The sequence below is a fragment of the Massilia jejuensis genome, from assembly GCF_042656795.1.
GTDB classification, from domain to species: domain Bacteria; phylum Pseudomonadota; class Gammaproteobacteria; order Burkholderiales; family Burkholderiaceae_D; genus Telluria; species Telluria jejuensis.
Window position 1 is genome coordinate 141,288 of the sequence record NZ_JBHSMS010000079.1, and the last position, 17,963, is coordinate 159,250.

Annotated in this window: 15 protein-coding genes; 4 read left to right on the forward strand and 11 right to left on the reverse strand. The window is 66.3% G+C overall.

Translation table 11 applies throughout. The annotated features are described in order from the left end of the window. Positions 1 to 46 precede the first annotated feature (46 nt). On the reverse strand, positions 47 to 349 hold the full coding sequence (locus ACFPOU_RS22340) for a hypothetical protein (protein ID WP_379726794.1): 303 nt from the start codon (positions 347 to 349) through the stop codon (positions 47 to 49). Between the two features lie 250 nt (positions 350 to 599). Here ACFPOU_RS22340 and ACFPOU_RS22345 point away from each other — a divergent pair, with 250 nt between their 5' ends. After that, entirely contained in the window at positions 600 to 1,814 is a 1,215-nt protein-coding gene (locus ACFPOU_RS22345; protein WP_379726796.1) for a PAS domain-containing protein, read from the forward strand. A gap of 7 nt (positions 1,815 to 1,821) precedes the next feature. Here ACFPOU_RS22345 and ACFPOU_RS22350 read toward each other — a convergent pair whose 3' ends face one another. The 6 genes from ACFPOU_RS22350 to ACFPOU_RS22375 all read right to left on the reverse strand — a co-directional run bounded on the left by ACFPOU_RS22350 (position 1,822) and on the right by ACFPOU_RS22375 (position 6,988). Then, positions 1,822 to 2,226 carry a DUF3224 domain-containing protein gene (locus tag ACFPOU_RS22350; RefSeq protein ID WP_379726799.1) on the reverse strand — a complete coding sequence of 135 codons (405 nt, stop codon included), beginning with the start codon at positions 2,224 to 2,226 and terminating at the stop codon, positions 1,822 to 1,824. 144 nt (positions 2,227 to 2,370) lie between these two features. Next, the gene (locus ACFPOU_RS22355) at positions 2,371 to 2,640 is read right to left on the reverse strand and encodes a helix-turn-helix domain-containing transcriptional regulator (protein ID WP_379726802.1); all 270 of its coding nucleotides are present in this window, start codon (positions 2,638 to 2,640) and stop codon (positions 2,371 to 2,373) included. Positions 2,641 to 2,645: 5 nt separating this feature from the next. Further along, positions 2,646 to 3,014 carry a cell division protein FtsB gene (ftsB, locus tag ACFPOU_RS22360; protein WP_379726805.1) on the reverse strand — a complete coding sequence of 123 codons (369 nt, stop codon included), beginning with the start codon at positions 3,012 to 3,014 and terminating at the stop codon, positions 2,646 to 2,648. Between the two features lie 61 nt (positions 3,015 to 3,075). Continuing rightward, a complete protein-coding gene (eno, locus tag ACFPOU_RS22365; protein ID WP_379726808.1) occupies positions 3,076 to 4,359 on the reverse strand; it encodes a phosphopyruvate hydratase in 1,284 nt (427 codons plus the stop codon). An 89-nt stretch (positions 4,360 to 4,448) separates the two neighbouring features. Then, the gene (kdsA, locus tag ACFPOU_RS22370) at positions 4,449 to 5,306 is read right to left on the reverse strand and encodes a 3-deoxy-8-phosphooctulonate synthase (RefSeq protein WP_379726811.1); all 858 of its coding nucleotides are present in this window, start codon (positions 5,304 to 5,306) and stop codon (positions 4,449 to 4,451) included. After that, positions 5,303 to 6,988 carry a CTP synthase gene (locus ACFPOU_RS22375; protein WP_379726814.1) on the reverse strand — a complete coding sequence of 562 codons (1,686 nt, stop codon included), beginning with the start codon at positions 6,986 to 6,988 and terminating at the stop codon, positions 5,303 to 5,305. Before ACFPOU_RS22375 ends, kdsA begins: the two co-directional genes overlap by 4 nt. Positions 6,989 to 7,232: 244 nt before the next feature. On the opposite strand from ACFPOU_RS22375, the gene ACFPOU_RS22380 reads away from it, so the two are divergent. Beyond that, a complete protein-coding gene (locus ACFPOU_RS22380) occupies positions 7,233 to 8,945 on the forward strand; it encodes a methyl-accepting chemotaxis protein (RefSeq protein WP_379726817.1) in 1,713 nt (570 codons plus the stop codon). 64 nt (positions 8,946 to 9,009) lie between these two features. Here the strand turns inward: ACFPOU_RS22380 and ACFPOU_RS22385 are convergent, their stop codons facing one another. Beyond that, complete coding sequence (locus ACFPOU_RS22385; protein WP_379726820.1) at positions 9,010 to 10,344, reverse strand: amidohydrolase; 1,335 nt, start codon at positions 10,342 to 10,344, stop codon at positions 9,010 to 9,012. 329 nt (positions 10,345 to 10,673) lie between these two features. On the opposite strand from ACFPOU_RS22385, the gene ACFPOU_RS22390 reads away from it, so the two are divergent. Beyond that, positions 10,674 to 11,936 (forward strand): YaiO family outer membrane beta-barrel protein, encoded by a 1,263-nt coding sequence (locus tag ACFPOU_RS22390; protein ID WP_379726823.1) that lies wholly within the window; start codon positions 10,674 to 10,676, stop codon positions 11,934 to 11,936. Between the two features lie 112 nt (positions 11,937 to 12,048). Here ACFPOU_RS22390 and ACFPOU_RS22395 read toward each other — a convergent pair whose 3' ends face one another. From ACFPOU_RS22395 to ACFPOU_RS22405, 3 genes are all read right to left on the reverse strand, one after another. Continuing rightward, a complete protein-coding gene (locus ACFPOU_RS22395) occupies positions 12,049 to 13,146 on the reverse strand; it encodes a sugar-transfer associated ATP-grasp domain-containing protein (protein ID WP_379726826.1) in 1,098 nt (365 codons plus the stop codon). Positions 13,147 to 13,367: 221 nt separating this feature from the next. Further along, entirely contained in the window at positions 13,368 to 13,745 is a 378-nt protein-coding gene (locus ACFPOU_RS22400; protein WP_379726829.1) for a COG4315 family predicted lipoprotein, read from the reverse strand. A gap of 118 nt (positions 13,746 to 13,863) precedes the next feature. Continuing rightward, positions 13,864 to 17,019, reverse strand: coding sequence for an error-prone DNA polymerase (locus ACFPOU_RS22405; RefSeq protein ID WP_379726832.1), 3,156 nt, complete (start codon positions 17,017 to 17,019; stop codon positions 13,864 to 13,866). Positions 17,020 to 17,342: 323 nt separating this feature from the next. On the opposite strand from ACFPOU_RS22405, the gene ACFPOU_RS22410 reads away from it, so the two are divergent. Next, the gene (locus ACFPOU_RS22410; protein WP_379726835.1) at positions 17,343 to 17,924 is read left to right on the forward strand and encodes a PEP-CTERM sorting domain-containing protein; all 582 of its coding nucleotides are present in this window, start codon (positions 17,343 to 17,345) and stop codon (positions 17,922 to 17,924) included. The last annotated feature ends 39 nt before the right edge of the window (positions 17,925 to 17,963 follow it).

The following is a 17,963-nucleotide window of genomic DNA, read 5'->3' on the forward strand; positions in this document are numbered from 1 at the left end:
CCAGCCGTGCCAGCCGTGATTGGCGGGGCACCAGGCACCTGCCCGGTTAGCGCAGGTGTGCGATCTCGACCTCTCCCTTTTCGTCGAAAATCGGGCAGGTGTTGACCGCCTGGACGGCCGCGTCGAAATCGGCGGCGGCAATGATCGCATAGCCCGACAGGGCGCTGGTGCTCAGCTTCGGGCCCAGCAGCCGGCTCGGGATCTCGACGCTGCCGTAGCTGAATGCACCCCGGTCCAGCAACGCCGCACCGAGCTGACCGAACCAAGCGTCCCAGGCCGCCGGGTCGTGCTGCGGCCCTTCCGCCGCGCCAATGGTCGCGCCTCGAAATACAAGCAGAAATCTGTCCATGCCGGCTCCTCCGCCAATTGGGTGATCAGCGGCGCGGCGCCGCATCGTGCCGAAACGGTAACATAAGCGCCGGCGCGGCGACGCACGGAAACCGGACAGTACCGTCCGCGCACGGCAATGCGGTGGCCATGCGGTCCAGTCCGCGGGACAGGATCGGGTCGCGCCGCGATTGATTCGCCGATCCGGCGGCACGCGTGCCCGCAAATAGGCATAATGGCAAGCTGATATCTGCCCCCTCTTATACCGACCTATGAACCGACCCCAACAGGACGCGGCACCGGCCTTGCCACCCGGTCTCGACCTGCCCCTGCTGCTCGATCACACCTCCGATGCCATCATCTGCCTGGACATCGACTGGCGCTATACCTATGTGAATCGTGCCGCGGAGATGCTGCTGCGGCGTAAACGCGGCAGTTTGCTCGGCCGTATTCACTGGCAGGAGTATCCTGCCTTGCTCGGTACGCCGGCGGAACGGCACTTGCGTGCGGCGCGCCAATCGGGACGGCCCGTCTCCTTCGAACAATTCCTGCCTGGCTTGTACGCCTGGCATGCCGTCATGGCGATACCGAGCGCCGGCACGCTGATGCTGGTCAGTCGCGACATCGGCGACCGGATGCGCATGCTGCGCGACGAAGCCGTCCGGGAAAGCTTGCGCAGCGTGCTGGAAAACGTGTCCGTTGCCGTCACCATCACACGCGGGTCCGAGCACCGCATCGAACTCCAGAACGCGTGCAGCCGTGCCTTGCTCGACGGCCGCAACGTGGAAGGCAGCACCGTGCGCAGTGCGTTGCCCGAAGCGGAGCAACAAGGATTCATCGCGCTCCTGGACCGCGTTTTCTCGTCCGGCGAAATGTTCGCCGGCGAAGACCTGTCCCTGACCTACGACAGGGACGGTTCCGGGACGCCGTGCCAGGCCTATTTCGACGTCACCTACCAGCCGATCTTCGACACCGACGGCCAGGTGTCGGGCATCCTGCATATGGCAGTGGAGGTCACCAAGCGTTTGACTGAAAGACAATTGCTGTCACGTTACGCCGCCGAACGCGATGCCGCCTTGCGCCAACTGTCCGAAGGCGTGATCATGACCGACCCCCATGGACGCATCACCTTCGTCAACGAGCGCGCTGCCGCACTCCACGGCGTCTCCGTGCTGGACATCGGCGTCGATGCCTATGCCGACACCTATCAACTGCTGACCCTGGACGGCTTGCCGTATCCACCCGAGCAGCTTCCGCTCGCCCGTTCGGTCCTGCATGGCGAAACCGTCACCAATGCGCGCTGGTGCATCAGGCGCCCGGACGGTACGACGCTGGCGGTGGAAGGCAGCGCCAAGCCGGTCTTCGACGAACACGACAATAAAATCGCTTGCCTGCTGGTCATGCGGCCCTGTCCCGACACGCCGGGCGGCGATCTGGCCACGTCCGGCCCGGACACGCCGCCCCCGGCTGCGATGCGGCGGCGATAAGCGATGTTTACCTCTCCGGCAACAGGTAATCGAACTCGTAGAAGTGCTTGCGCTCCTCGATCCGGATGCGCATCGTGCCGGCGATTCCCGCCAGTTCGCCGGTCCCCGAATCGGGCACCACGCTGATCGACAGCGCCTGCGCGCCACGCGCCATCGTCCCGCTGTGCTGGACGACGAAGCTGCCGGTCCTGCCTTGCAGCGTGCCGGTCACGCGCTCGATGGCGACATAGCCGGCCGAGCCTTCGGTGGTCGTCATGGCCGACAGCATCTCGCCGACGCCGCTCCCTTCGAGGTCGCCGTGATAGCGCTTGTCGATCGCCATGCGTCCTGTCGTGACGCCGTCGAGCACGGCGGGCTGGTCTTGCGGGGTGACGGTGACGTCGAACGGTCCTGCGGCATGTTGCTGGCTCATGACGGTCTTCCTTTTCGTTGAAGAGACAGGGAACATTCTAGACCAACGCGGCGCCTTTGCGCAGACGCCATCGCACCGGGATCGCGCCGTTCATTGCGGTCCGGCTGCGCGACCAGGATGACCGCGTTTGCCCCGCGCCCGGCCTCAGTGCGTCGCGCCGGGCGTGTGCAGATCGATCACCTTCATGATGGCCAGCGTCGTCGCCATGCTCATCTCGCCCGTCGCGAAAGCATGGCGCAGTTCGGCCTGCGGCAAGCCGGCGGCGGCGGCCAGGTGGGCCGTGCCCTCGGCACGCGCGGCCTGGGCGAAAGCGTCCACCAGGGCGGCGGCGTCGCCGCTCTCGAAGGCGGCGGCGAGCCAGGCCGACAAGGCCTCGAGCGTCGTCAGTTGCGCCGCGTTGTCGCCGGTCGTCATGGGATTCAGTGGGTTGGCCCGGCGGCGGCGGGCTTGCCGTCCTTGCCCGGTTTCGGTGGCGGCGGCGGTGGCGGCACCGTCATCGATTCGGTCGGCTGTTCGTCCTTGCGCAGCACCTGCACGAAGATCTCGTTCTGCTTGATCATGCCGAGTTCCAGGCGCGCACGCTCCTCGACGGCGCCGGTGCCTTCGCGCAGGTCGCGCACTTCCGATTCGAGCTTGGCGTTGCGCGCCTTGAGTCCATCGGTGCGGACCTGCGCCAGCGTGACCTGGTCGCGCAGGTCGGAGACGGCCAGCATGCCTCCCTTGCCGAGCCACAAGGGGTACTGGATCAGGAGCAGCAAGGCGGCGAGAGCGAGCGTAATGAGGCGCATGGTGCGATGTAAATAGAGCGCGGGCCGCACCATGAAGGCCGGCCCGTGGGAGTACGACGAATTACTTCAGGTTGTAGAAAGCGTCACGGCCAGGATAGCTGGCGACATCGCCGAGGTCTTCCTCGATGCGCAGCAGCTGGTTGTACTTGGCCATGCGGTCCGAACGCGACATCGAACCGGTCTTGATCTGGAGGGCGTTCAGGCCCACCGCGATATCGGCAATCGTCGAGTCCTCGGTTTCGCCCGAACGGTGCGAAATGACCGCGGTGTAGCCGGCGCGCTTGGCCATCTCGATGGCAGCGAAGGTCTCGGTGAGGGTGCCGATCTGGTTGATCTTGATGAGGATCGAGTTGGCGATGCCCTTCTGGATGCCCTCTTTCAGGATCTTGGTGTTGGTGACGAACAGGTCGTCGCCGACCAGCTGCACGCGCTTGCCCAGGGCGGCGGTCAGCGTGGCCCAGCCGTCCCAGTCACCTTCGTGCATCGCATCTTCGATCGAGATGATCGGATACTTGTCGACCCAGGTCGAGAGCATGTTGGTGAAGTCGGTCGCGCTCAGGCTCAGGCCTTCGCCTTCGAGGTGGTATTTGCCGTCCTTGTAGAATTCGCTGGCGGCGCAGTCCAGGCCCAGGGCGATGTCCTTGCCCGCTTCGAAGCCCGCGTCCTCGATCGCCTGCATGATCAGCTTGATCGCTTCTTCGTGGTTCGCCACCGACGGGGCGAAGCCGCCTTCGTCGCCGACCGCGGTCGACAGGCCCTTGGCGTGCAGGATTTTCTTCAGGGTGTGGAACACCTCGGCGCCGTAGCGGATCGCTTCCTTGAACGAAGGCGCGCCGACCGGGATGATCATGAATTCCTGGATATCGAGGTTGTTGTCGGCGTGGGCGCCGCCGTTGATGACGTTCATCATCGGCACCGGCATCTGCATCGCGCCGGAACCGCCGAAGTAGCGGTACAGCGGCAGGCCCGCTTCCTCGGCGGCGGCCTTGGCCACCGCCATCGAGACGGCCAGCATGGCGTTGGCGCCCAGGCGGCTCTTGTTCTCGGTGCCGTCCAGGTCGATCAGGGTGCGGTCGAGGAAGGCCTGTTCATTGGCGTCCAGGCCCATGATGGCTTCGCTGATCTCGGTGTTGATGTTCTCGCAGGCCTGCAGCACGCCCTTGCCGAAATAACGCTTCGGATCGCCGTCGCGCAGCTCGATCGCTTCGCGCGAACCGGTCGACGCGCCCGACGGCACGGCCGCGCGGCCCATCACGCCCGATTCGAGCAGCACGTCGCATTCGACGGTCGGATTGCCGCGCGAGTCAATGATCTCGCGGCCGATAATATCAACGATAGCACTCATGGTTCAGTCTCCGGAAAGTAAAAAAATCGTCGCGCATGAAAGTCGAGGCGCCTGATGGGGCGCCTCGACTTTCGAGCAAAATAGTCAGGTCAGATCTTGAAGCTGTTCTCGAGGAAGCCCGCCCGCTTGACCACGCGGTCGATGTCGACCAGGGTGGTGAGCAGTTCCTTCATGCGCGCCAGGGGCACCGCGTTCGGGCCGTCCGACAGGGCGTTGGCCGGGTCCGGGTGGGTTTCCATGAACAGGCCGGCGATGCCGGCCGCCACCGCGGCGCGCGAGAGCACCGGGATGTGTTCGCGCTGTCCGCCCGAGGACGTGCCCTGCCCGCCCGGCAGCTGCACCGAGTGGGTCGCGTCGAACACCACGGGGCAGTTCGATTCGCGCATGATGGCGAGCGAGCGCATGTCCGACACCAGGTTGTTGTAGCCGAACGAGGCGCCGCGTTCGCACGCCATGAAATTGTCCTCGTCGAGGCCGGCGGCGCGCGCCGCGTTGCGCGCCTTGTCGATCACGTTCTTCATGTCGCCCGGGGCCAGGAACTGGCCCTTCTTGATGTTCACCGGCAGGCCCGAACGGGCGCAGGCGTTGATGAAATCGGTCTGGCGGCACAGGAAGGCCGGGGTCTGCAGGACGTCGACGATGCTTGCCACTTCCGGAATCTCTTCCTCGGTATGCACGTCGGTCAGCACCGGCACGCCGATCGTCTTCTTGACGTCGGCGAGGATCTCCAGGCCTTTCTCGCGGCCCGGGCCACGGAAGGAAGTGCCGGACGAGCGGTTCGCCTTGTCGAAGGAGGATTTATAGATGAACGGAATGCCGAGGCTCGCCGTGATTTCCTTCAGGGTACCGGCAACGTCCATCGCCATCTGGCGCGATTCGATCACGCAGGTGCCGGCGATCAGGAAGATCGGCCGGTCCTGGCCTACTTCAAAGCCGCAAAGTTTCATGCTGCGTCTCCTTGCAATGCCGGTGCATTGGCGGCAGCCGGCGTGTTTTCCGACTGGTGCTTGAGCGCGGCCTGGATGAACGACGTGAACAGCGGGTGGCCGCTGCGCGGGGTCGACTTGAATTCGGGGTGGAACTGCACGCCCATGTACCACGGGTGCGCGTTCGGACCGGTGCGCGGGAGTTCCATGATTTCGCACAGGTCTTCGTTGGGGGTGCGCGCGGCGACGACGAGGCCGGCCGCTTCCACCTTCGGCAGATAGTGGTTGTTGGCTTCGTAGCGGTGACGGTGACGTTCGGTGACGACGCTGCCGTAGATCTCGGCGGCCAGCGTGCCCGGGCTCACCGCGCAGGTCTGGGCGCCCAGGCGCATGGTGCCGCCCAGGTCCGAGTTCTCGTCGCGCTGCTCGACCTTGCCGTCGTGGTTCTGCCACTCGTTGATCAGGGCCACGACCGGCTGGTCGGTCTCCAGGTCGAATTCGGTGGAGTTCGCGTTCGGCAGGCCCGCCATGTGGCGCGCATATTCGATCAGCGCGACCTGCATGCCAAGGCAGATGCCGAGGTAGGGGATCTTGTTTTCGCGGGCGTAGCGCGCGGCCATGATCTTGCCTTCCACGCCGCGCTTGCCGAAGCCGCCCGGCACCAGGATGGCGTCGTACTTGCCCAGCTGCTCGCAGCCGGCCGTCTCGATCTCTTCCGAGTCGAGGTATTCGATGTTGACGCGGCTCTCGGTATGGATGCCGGCATGGCGCAGCGCTTCGGTCAGCGACTTGTACGATTCGGTCAGGTCGACATATTTGCCGACCATGCCGATAGTGACTTCATGCTTCGGATTTTCCAGCGTGTGGATCAGCTTTGTCCACATCGACAGGTCGGCCGGCGGCGCTTCGATGCCGAGCGCTTCGAGGATGATGTCGTCCAGGCCCTGGTCGTGCAGCACTTGCGGCACTTTGTAGATGGTGTCGACGTCCCAGACCGAGATGACGGCCTGCTCCTCGACGTTGGCGAACAGCGAAATCTTGGCGCGCTCGTCGTCCGGAATGCGGCGGTCGGCGCGGCACAGCAAGGCGTTCGGCGAAATGCCGATCTCGCGCAGCTTCTGCACGCTGTGCTGGGTCGGCTTGGTCTTGAGTTCGCCGGCCGATGCGATATAGGGCACCAGGGTCAGGTGAACGAAGGCGGTCGACTTGCGGCCGGCGCGCAGCGACAGCTGGCGTGCCGCTTCGAGGAAGGGCAGCGACTCGATGTCGCCCACGGTGCCGCCGATTTCGACCAGCGCCACGTCGACGCCTTCGGCGCCGCGGCGGATGTAATCCTGGATCTCGTTGGTGATGTGCGGGATCACCTGCACGGTCTTGCCGAGGTATTCGCCGCGGCGCTCCTTGCGGATCACCGATTCGTAGATCTGGCCGGTGGTGAAGTTGTTCACCTTCTTCATGCGGGTGCTGATGAAGCGCTCGTAGTGGCCCAGATCGAGGTCGGTCTCGGCGCCGTCGTCGGTGACGAAGACTTCGCCATGCTGCATCGGACTCATCGTGCCGGGATCCACGTTGATGTAGGGATCGAGCTTGAGCATGGTGACTTTGAGACCGCGCGATTCGAGGATCGCAGCGAGGGAAGCGGCCGCGATTCCCTTGCCCAGGGAAGAGACGACGCCGCCAGTGACGAAAACAAATTTGGTCATTGTGCTGAAGGTGCCGAATGGCACGCGCGGGAAATGGAAATTATACCTTAAACGGACGAAACCATCTCCACCAACCGCCGCCGGCGGGGCTGGCACGGTCATTTATTCCGCATGAACTGTTACGCACAGACAACATCTCTTCTTTTTATACGCGTTCACCATTCGGATACTACTTAGAGGCAATTGCAATTGCCTTGGCGCACGTTTAAAGTCGGTTTCCCTTTTTCTTGATTAGGCATGCCTGATGGTCTTTTTCAGCAATCTCAATATCGGCAAGCGCCTCGCGACCGGCTTCGCGCTGACCCTCTCCATGGCGGTCCTGATCGCCGCGGTCGGCATCGCGCGCGTCAACAGCGGCGCCGCCGATACCGCCCGGGTTCTGGCCGAACCGCTGGCCAAGGAACGCATGATCAGCGAGTGGTACATGCAGATTTTCGCCGCCGTGCGCCGCACGGCCGCCATCGTCAAGAGCAGCGACGCGGCACTCGGACCCTACTTCAAGGAAGACGCGGCGCAGACCGGCAAGCGTTCCAGCGAATTGATGAAGCAGATCGAGCCCCTGATCGAAGCGGGCGAGGAAAAAGCCGTGTTCGAGCGCATCGGCGAACAGCGCAAGGTGTACGCCGATGCGCGCGACGAAGCCGTCAAGGCCAAGGCCGGCGGCGACCAGGAACTGGCCATGCGCATCCTCGACGAGCGCTTCACCCCGGCGGCCAAGGCTTACCAGGAATCGATGCAGCAGCTGGTCGCCATGCAGGCGACCCGGATCAGCGCCACCGCGCGTACCATCGACGAGCGTGCCGAGAGCAGCGAAACCCTGATCGGCGCGCTCGCGCTGTTCTCGGTGCTGCTCGGCGCCCTCTCATCCTGGCTGCTCACGCGCGGCATCGTGCGTCCGATCCGCGAAGCCGTCGTCCTGGCCGAAACGGTCGCCAGCGGCGACCTGACACGCAGCATCGATGCGACCGCGCGCGACGAAACCGGCGCGCTCCTGCGCGCGCTGCGCCACATGAACGACAGCCTGGTGCGCATCGTCAGCGAAGTACGCGGCGGCACCGACACCATCAGCGGCGCGTCGAGCGAAATTGCCGCCGGCAACATGGACCTGTCGAACCGCACCGAGCAGCAGGCCGCCTCGCTGGAAGAGACGGCCGCCTCGATGGAGCAGCTGACCGGCACCGTGCGCCAGAACGCCGACAATGCGCGCCAGGCGAACCAGCTGGCGATCACGGCCTCGAACGTCGCCATCGAAGGCGGTTCGGTCGTCGGCCAGGTGATCACCACCATGGGTTCGATCAACGCATCCTCGCGCAAGATCGTCGACATCATCGGCGTCATCGACGGCATCGCCTTCCAGACCAACATCCTGGCCTTGAACGCGGCCGTGGAAGCGGCGCGTGCCGGCGAACAGGGCCGCGGCTTTGCCGTCGTCGCCTCCGAAGTGCGCAACCTGGCGCAGCGATCGGCCGCGGCGGCGAAGGAAATCAAGGTCCTGATCGGCGACTCGGTCGACAAGGTCGACCTCGGGGCGAAGCTGGTCGACCAGGCCGGCGCGACGATGGAGCAGGTCGTCGAATCGATCCGCCGCGTGACCGACATCATGGCCGAGATCACGCATGCGACTGGCGAGCAGAGCGGCGGCATCGAACAGGTGAACCGGTCGATCAGCCTGATGGACGAAGCGACCCAGCAGAACGCGGCCCTGGTCGAGGAATCGGCGGCGGCGGCGGCCTCGATGCAGGAACAGGCGGCCAAGCTGGCGCAGGTGGTGGGCGTATTCAAGCTCGATGCGCGTGCAGTCCCGGCAGCGGCGCCGGTGAAGGCGGCGGCGCCACCGGTGCGCGCGATCGCGGCAGGTTCGAGGCCGGCCGCGCGCGCGCCGAAGGCGCCGGTGCCCACGTCCGTCGAGCCGGCACCGCGCGCCACGGCGGGTGCCGAGGAGTGGGAAGCGTTTTGATCGCGGCCGTTGCGCGCGATCGGAGCCATCGCGCCGGCGCTCGCATTCCCGCTTGGGGACCCGGCTACTTCTGACCCGGCTTGAGCAGGTCGAGCAGGATCGCCGTCTCGGCCGCGATGAACGAACGGACGGTCGGCTTGAAGTCCGGCGCCCACTGCGGCGAGTGCGTGCCCGGAGGGTACTTGCCAGCCTTGCGCGCGTCTGCCAGCTTCTTCGGCTCGACCGCGCCCACGTGCAGCAGGACGGCTTTCACGCCGGCCTGGCCATAGTTCGCGAAGTCTTCCGAAGTCATCTTGGCCGGCATCTCGACGACGTTCTGGTTGCCCAGCGCGCCCTGTATCGCCGCCACCGCGCGTGCGGTCAGCTCGGGATCGTTGTAGACCGAATCGGCGCCCGGCACGATGTCGACCTGCGGCTTCTTCGGCATGCCGGCGGCCATGGCTTCGCCTTCGACTTCGCGCACGATGCTGGCCAGGACGCGCTGGCGCACTTCCGGCTTGAAGGTGCGCACCGTCAGCATCAGCTTGACCTGGTCCGGCACGATGTTGGCCTGGGTGCCGCCATGGATGCTGCCGACGGTGATGACGACCGGGTCGGCCGGATTGTTCTCGCGCGAGATCAGGGTCTGCAGCGCCATCACGACGCGCGCCGACATGACGATCGGGTCGCGCGTTTCCTGCGGCGTGGCGCCATGGCCGCCCTGGCCATGGATGGTGATGGCGACGGTGTCGGCCGAGGCGCGGAAATGGCCGGCGCGCCAACCCACCTGGCCGGCCGGCAGCGTGCCTTCGTCATGCATCGAGATCGCGTAGTCAGGCTTCGGGAAACGCTTGAACAGGCCATCCTTGAGCATCGCGGCCGAGCCGAGCAGCGACTCCTCGGCCGGCTGGCCGACCAGCATCAGCGTGCCGCTCCAGGCCTTGCGGTTTTCCGCCATCAGCTTGGCGGTGGCATACCAGGCCGACATGTGGAGGTCGTGGCCGCAGGCGTGCATGGCCGGGACAGTCTCGCCCGCCGCGTTCTTGGCCGTCGCCGTGCTGGCAAAGGCCAGGCCGGTCTTTTCCTGCACCGGCAGCGCATCGAGTTCGGTACGCAGCATGGCGACCGGACCCGGGCCGTTCTTCAGGATCGCGACGATGCCGGTGCCGCCGACGCCGGTGGTCACGTCGAAGCCCAGCGCCTTGACGCGCTCGGCGAGCTTCTTCGCGGTCTGGTGTTCGTTGAAGGCCAGTTCGGGATGGCGGTGCAGGTCCTGGTAAAGGGCTTCGATGGCGGGATAGTCCTTGTCCATCTGCGCCGTGAATTCCGGCGGCAGGGGCGCGGCGTGGGCGGTGCCGGCGGCGACGCCGGCCAGCAGGAGAAGTTCAGCAAGATAAGCGAGGCGGTTCGATGGTGTCATGGTCTTGTTTGGATGGGCGCCGGCACGACGCGGGACGACATGGAGTCTCGGATAGAACCCACTGGCCCGCAAGCCTAGCAAATTAAATGTTGCGTTGCAATATTTAACATTCACGGCGGCAGAGCTGGGTCGTGCCCGGCCGCCATTCCCGGTGCGCCGCCGCGGCCAGTTCCGGCAACACTCCTGCTCGGCTCAGGGCGCTTTGAAGCCAGGCAGCGACATCGCTGCCCGCCGCCGCGCACTTTTCTTGACGCCTTCTCCCGCGTGGGGCAAAGTTGCGTCGTAGCACTACCGTAACCGTCGTGCATCCCTCCTCCAGCCTCCGTTTTATGCCCATCGACTACCAGCTCCCCCCGGCCGCCGCCGAACAGACCACCGCCGCCAGCCCGGCTTCCTTCGACCAGCAGTACGAGAAGGCGCGCGCCCTCGCCAACGGCGGCCAGCCGGCGCTGGCCCTGGCCGCCTACAATGCGCTGCTGGCCCGGTCGCCCGCCAACGCCGACGTGCTGCTCGGGCGCGGCATTGTCTACACGCGCATGGAACGCTGGGCCGAGGCCCGGGCCGACCTGGAAGCGGCGGCCAGGGCTGCGCCCGATTACGCCGATGTCTGGCGCGCGCTGGGCGACCTGCACCTGTGGCAGGGCCAGGCGGCGCAAGCCGTCGCCGCCTACAGCCGCTTGAGCGCCCTGCGTCCGGACGACGCCGGCGCCTGGCAGGCGCGCGCGCGCGCCAACCGCGCCGCCGGCCGCATCGACGAAGCCCGTCTCGATCTCGACAGGGCGCGCGCCCTCGGCGCGAATGGCGGCGAAATCGACGCCGCCCTGGCCGCGCTGCAGCCGCGCCCCGCGCTCGCGGCGCCGGTGCCGGTGCCGGCGCGCGCCGGCAACCCGGAAGCGGCGCTGGCCGACAAGTATGCCTGGGCGGCCAGCCTCGCGGGCGGCTGGACCGATGCGGGCAGCGGTCCACGCTGGAACGACCAGAGCGCGAGCGTGCGCCACTACCTGAAAGGCGGCTCGATCGGCTTCGAGACCCTGCGCGCGCACCGTTTCGGCCAAACCGGCCATGCCTGGGCGCTCGACGCCTACGCCGCCCTCTGGACCGGCGCCTATGCCAATTTCCGCTACCAGCGCGCCCCGGCCGCGCGCCTGTTCCCGGCCAACGCCGGCCGCGTCGAGCTCTACCAGTCGCTCGGCGGCGGCTGGGAAGCTTCGCTCGCCGGCGACGTGCTCGGTTTCGATTCGCGCGTCAACATCTATGGCGTCGCGCTCGCCAAATACGTGGGCAACTGGTATGTGCAGCTGCGCCACCAGGCCATCGTCTCGGCAGGCTCGCACAGCGACGGCCAGCGCCTGCTGGCGCGCTACTACCATGCCGGCGACGCCGACAGCTACCTGGAAGCGGCCGCCAGCAGCGGCCGCAGCGACGATCCCCTGTCGCTCTCGGGCGGACGCGCGCGTTCGGGCGGCGGCGCAGTGACCTGGGTGCGCTATTGGTCGGACAATTGGGGCACCAGGCTCGGGGCCGGCTTCTCGCGCGGCGCCAACGGCGCGCGCGAGCGCGGCGCCTCGGTCGGGCTGTACCGCCGCTGGTGATGCCCGCCCGCCCGCGCGGCATGGGCGACCTCCTGGCGCACGCCTTCGCCTTGCCGTTCGAGGCGCCGCCGGGACTCCACTGAAACGGCCGCTTTCGTCCGGCCGCCGGGCTTCAGCCGCCCCGGCTCCACGGTCCGCTGCGCGCGAACCAGCGGTGCAGGATGGTGCGCGGGGCCGGTTCGCGCAGCAGCTTCCACCAGGTGGCATCGGCGATGCCCTGTCCCGATGCCAGCTGCAGCACATCGACGTCGCCGCCCGAATTGACCTCGATGGTTTGCGGACCTTCTTCCGTGAAGGCGATGTCCCACGACTGGTATCTGATACCGGGGAACAGGGGCGCGGCCCGGATGCACATCTGCTTGGCCTTTTCCCATTCCGGCAAGACGCAGCCGACGATCTGCTGGCCCGTATCCGGGTGCGCCGCGACGGGCTCGAGCCGGTTGCTGGCCAGGTTCAAACCGATCGCCTTCGAGACCACGCCGCTGCCGATCTCGACGGCGCCCAGCAAATTGCCGGATGCGCCGTGCCGGAAGTTGTCGATCATGTTCGCGCCCGCGGGAATGCGCAGCACGGCCCGATGCACGATCGGCCCGTTTTCCGTCATCAGCACGACCACCCGCGCCGTGGCCAGCCGCGGGCCGCAGCGGCGCGCGATCTCCGGATGGGGACGCGCCACCGCCTGCAGCAGGATCCCTTCGCGGCACAGCCAGCGTTCGATATACGCGTCCACGGGAAGGGTCGTGCCGTTGCGAAGCCGGAGCAGGCCATCGGCATAAGCGTCGACCCAGACCGAACCGGCGCCGGCGTTGCCGGCAATCGGTTTCATGAACAGCGGGAACACGGCCCGAGTCTCGAGATAGGCCGCCACTTCGGTCACCGTCCTGAGCGAAACGGCGCCGGGAAAGCCGCGCGCCGGATGGATGACCGCCTTGATATCCGGGAATGGAAAACCATGGAGGCGCAGGATACCGTAGGTGATCAGCTTGTCCTTGGCGAGCGCTTGCGACTGTGGATCGTTGTTCGAGCTGACTGCCGTCATCGCGTTGGCGCCCAGGAACCGGGACTTTTCTTCCCAGCTCAGGTCGGCCAGCTTGTACAGGTCGTATTCTGCGGCTGTCAGGCGGTTCGGCGGCCGCCGAAGTTGCGCCATTTCGTAGTTGCGTTTCATGTTCGTGTAGTCCTGGGTGTCGCCGCCCCGCGGGCGCGCCATTCCAGTCCTGAGGACCGAACCTGGCCGATCGCCCGATGATGCCGGATGTAAAATTGAAACAGCTACCCGGTGTCGATACGGGGGGGTATGGCAAACGGGATGGCAGGCGGCAGGCCGCGGCAATGCACGGCCCACATGCAGGAGCGCCTGCAATCGGGCATGGAGCAAGGCCCGCACGTGCCCGGGGCCCGGCCCGGCCGGGCCCCGGACCGGCGCGCCGGTCAGTCGGCGACCACGTGCCAGACGTCCTTGACCTTGTCCCCCTTGCGCTCGCCCGGCTTGGCATCGTTGGCGAACAGGTAGAGCGGCTTGCCCTTGTAGGCCAGCTGTTTCGTGCCGTCGTCGCGCGTCACGGCCGAATACGGCGCGGCGACGCGCTCCTCGGTCACGGGCACCGGCGGCCACATCTTGGCGCAGCCTTCGTTGCAGGCGCTCTTGCCGGAACCGGCCGTGTCCTTGTCGAAGGTGTAGACCGTCATCCCGTTGGCGTCGGTGAGCACGCCGCCGGCTTTCTTGAAGCCCGTCTGCGCCAGCGCGCCGGCGCTGGAAAAGACGAGTGCAGTGGTCAATGCTGCAAGTACAGGGTGAATCGCTTTCATGGCAACCTCCTGGATGACGGGTGAATCGCCAGTATAGGCCGCGCCGGGACGCTTGGTGGCAGCGGCGCGCCGAACGGGGCCGATCGGGCGCCGGATATGCAATTTTGCAACAGCGAGCTCAGCAAAAATCCCGGCTTCCCGTCGCCAGCCGCCCCAGCAGATGCGACATGTCCACCAGCCGCTTGGCCACCAGGTGTTTCACCAACCCCTGGCTCTGCCATACGCCGTAGACCCCCAGCAGGTTCGCGCCCAGCACTTCGCGGCGCTGGTGCTCGACCAGGTCGGGCCAGACGATCACGTTGACGTTGCCGGTCTCGTCTTCCAGCGTCAGGAACAGCACGCCCTTGGCCGTGCCGGGACGCTGGCGCACGGTGACCAGGCCGCAGCCGCGCGCGAGCTGGCCGTCGGCGTATTCGTGGAGGACGGAGGCCGGCATGAAGCGCTGCGCCAGCAACTGCCTGCGCAGCAGCGCCACCGGATGCCGCCCCAGGGTGAGGCCTTGCGCGCGGTAGTCGCCGACGATCTCGTCGCCCTCGGACGGCGCGGCCAGGGCCGGCATCTCTTCGACTTGCGTCGTCGGGCGCAGCAAGTCCTTGTCGGGCACCGCGCCGACCGCCTGCCACAAGGCTTCGCGGCGATGACCGGCCAGCGAGCGCAAGGCATTGGCGCCGGCCAGCACTTGCAGGTCGCCGCGATCGAGCCCGGCTCTCCTGGCCAGGTCGGTCACGTTCTCGAAGGGGCGGATCGCGCGCGCATCCTCGATGCGCGCGGCGGCTTCGCGGCTCATGCCGCGCTGGAGCGACAGTCCCAGACGCACCGCCGGCTGGCGCGTGCTGTCGTGGAGTTCCTCCAAGGTCGATTCCCAGCCGCTGATCGCAATGTCGACCGGCCGCACTTCGATGCCGTGGCGCTGGGCGTCCTGCACCAGCTGCGAGGGACTGTAGAAACCCATCGGCTGGCTATTCAACAGAGCGCACAGGAACGCGGCCGGTTCGTGGCATTTCAGCCAGGAGCTGGCGTAGGCCAGCAACGCGAAGCTGGCCGCGTGCGACTCGGGAAAGCCGTACTCGCCGAAGCCCTGGATCTGGCTGAAGATCGCTTCCGCGAATTCGAGTTCGTAGCCGCGTTCCAGCATGCCGCGCACGATGCGGTCGTAGTAATGTTCGAGGCCGCCCTTCCTCTTCCAGGCCGCCATCGCGCGCCGCAACTGGTCCGCTTCGCCGGGCGTGAAGCCGGCGCCCAGGATCGCCACCTGCATCACCTGTTCCTGGAAGATCGGCACGCCCAGCGTGCGCCCGAGCGCGGTCTGCATCTCCTGGCTCGGGTAGCGCACCGGTTCCAGGCCCTGGCGCCGGCGCAGATACGGATGGACCATGCCGCCCTGGATCGGCCCCGGACGCACCACCGCCACCTCGATCACGAGGTCGTAGAAGACGCGCGGCTTCATCCGCGGCAGCATGCTCATTTGCGCGCGCGACTCGATCTGGAAGACGCCCACCGTGTCGGCCGCGCAGATCATGTCGTAGGTCGGCTTGTCGTCGGGCGGGATGTCCTGCATCTCGAACAGGCTGCCGTGGCGCAGGCTCACCAGTTCCAGGGCGCGCCGCAGCATCGACAGCATGCCCAGCGCCAGCACGTCGACCTTCATGAGGCCGAGTTCCTCGAGGTCGTTCTTGTCCCACTGGATGACGCTGCGTTCCGCCATGGCCGCGTTCTCGATCGGTACCAGGCGCGAGAGTTTTCCCTGGGCGATGACGAAGCCGCCCGGGTGCTGCGACAGGTGGCGCGGGAAGTTCAGCAGCTGCGTGGCCAGGGTCGCCCACTGGCGCGACAGGGGCGCCTCCGGATCGAGGCCCGATTCGGCCAGGCGGCCCAGCAGGTCCGCCTTGTTGTCGAACCAGCGGTGGCTCTTGCACACTTTCTCGATGATGCCGAGGTCGACGCCGAGCGCGCGGCCGCTGTCGCGCAGCGCGCTTTTCGGACGATAGCTGATCACGACCGCGGCAAGGGCCGCGCGGGTGCGGCCGTACTTGTTGTAGATGTACTGGATGACCTCCTCGCGGCGCTGGTGCTCGAAGTCGACGTCGATGTCGGGCGGCTCGTTGCGCTCTTTCGAGATGAAGCGTTCGAACAGCAGGTTGGCGCGCGCCGGATCGACCTCGGTGATGCCGAGGCAATAGCAGACGGCCGAATTGGCGGCCGACCCGCGTCCCTGGCACAGGATGTTGTTCGAGCGCGCGAAGTGGACGATGTCGTACACCGTGAGGAAGTAGTGCTCGTATTTCATCTCGGCGATCAGCCCCAGCTCGTGCTCGATCTGGGCCTGGACCTTGGCCGGAATGCCCTCGCGAAAACGCCGGTGCGCGCCGATATAGGTTTCCGCCCGCAGAAAGCTCGACGCCGTCTGCCCCGTCGGCACCACTTCGTTCGGGTATTCGTAGCGCAGTTCGTCGAGCGAGAAGGTGCACAGCGACGCGATCCGCAGCGTCTCGTCGAGCGCTTCGCGCGAATAGATGTTCGCCAGGCGCAGGCGCGCGCGCAGGTGCTGCTCGGCGTTCTGGGCCAGGCCATAGCCGCATTCGGCCACGGGTTTGTTCAGGCGCGTGGCGGTGAGCGTGTCCTGCAGGGGTTTGCGCGAGCGCACGTGCATGACGACGTGGCCGAGCGCGACCACCGGCAGCCGGTGCCCGATCGCGACCTCCTCCACCGTGGCCCGGTGCGCATCGTCGAAGGCGCGGTGCAGCATCACCAGGCCGAGCCAGGCGCGTCCCGGAAACTGCGCCGCCATCCACCTGGCCTGCGCGTGCAGGCGGTCGACGTCCCGCGGCTCGTGGCCCGGATAGTGCGGCAGCAGGATCGCCAGGCAGTCGGGCATGCCCTTCAGGTGCGCCAATGCGCCCTGCGGATCGGCGATGTCGTCCGGGGTGAGGAAATAGGTCCCCTTCTCGCTGCGCGTACGCCCCAGCGTGATGAATTCGGACAGGTTGCCGTAGCCGTTGCGGTTGCGTGCCAGCAGGATCAGGGACAGCGCCGGATCGCCTCCCGGATGCTTCAGGTGGAAATGGGCGCCGACGATGAAGGGCAGCGCCGCTTCCTTGGCCTCGGCGTGGGCCCGCACCACGCCGGCCAGCGAACACTCGTCGGTCAGCGCCAGCGCCGAATAGCCCAGCCGCACCGCGCGCGCCACCAGTTCCTCGGCGTGCGAGGCGCCTTGCAGGAAGGAAAAGTTCGACAGGCAGAACAGCTCGGCGTAATCCGGCAACTGCGCGGTCACATGTGCAGTCGAATGCGCGGGCGGCCCCCCGGGTGGCGGTAACGAAGACGGCATTGCTTGTTCATGGGTTGAAAATACTGTATGAACATACAGTATAACCGACGAGGTCGGTTTGACAACCATTTCCGCGTTGAAATAAAAGATCGCATGAACGTTTCCATGAGGGCAGCAATCATTCCTTGTCGAAATAATTTACAGTCGTCCAGACACCCATCCACCGTGCCGGACATAAGTTTATGATTATAAATATTTATTTCTATATGGCATGCAATTTGCTATATGAGCAATGTCGTACCAAAAACATAAACTACTAGGGATACAGAATGAAACTGAACATGAAAACGCTGGCCGTCGCCTTCGCCTTTGCCGCAAACAGCGCGTTCGCCGCACCGATCACGAACGGTAAATTCACGAACGGCCTCGAGGGCTGGACCGTGGACGGCTCGGTGACCTTGGGCAGCGACACGGCCGGCATCCATGCAAGCCTGTCGGGCAACCGCGGCCCTGGCGTCTACACGACCCTGTCGCAAGTGCTGCGCCTGCGTGCCGGCGACGTCTTCGGTGGCCAGGCGCAGTTCATCGCCGGCGACTACCTGCCCTACAACGACGATGCCTTCCTCTCGATCGATGGGCTGAACCTGTTCGCCTCGAACGTCGCTGCCGTGGGTAACTATGGCCGCACCGCCTTGACCGGCTTTACCTGGACCGCGGCCAGCACCGGCGACTACGTCCTGATGATGGGGGTTGCCAACCGTGTCGACGGTGCCGCGCCGAGCAGCTTGCTGGTACGCAATTTTGCCGTGACCTCGGACGTACCCGAGCCGGGCAGCTGCGCCCTGATCGGCCTGGGCCTGCTGGGCGCCGGCGTCGCGCGCCGCATGGCGGCCAGGAACAAGACTGCCTGAAGCGCATCCGCGCCGGCCGCAGCCCGCCTTGCGCGGGCT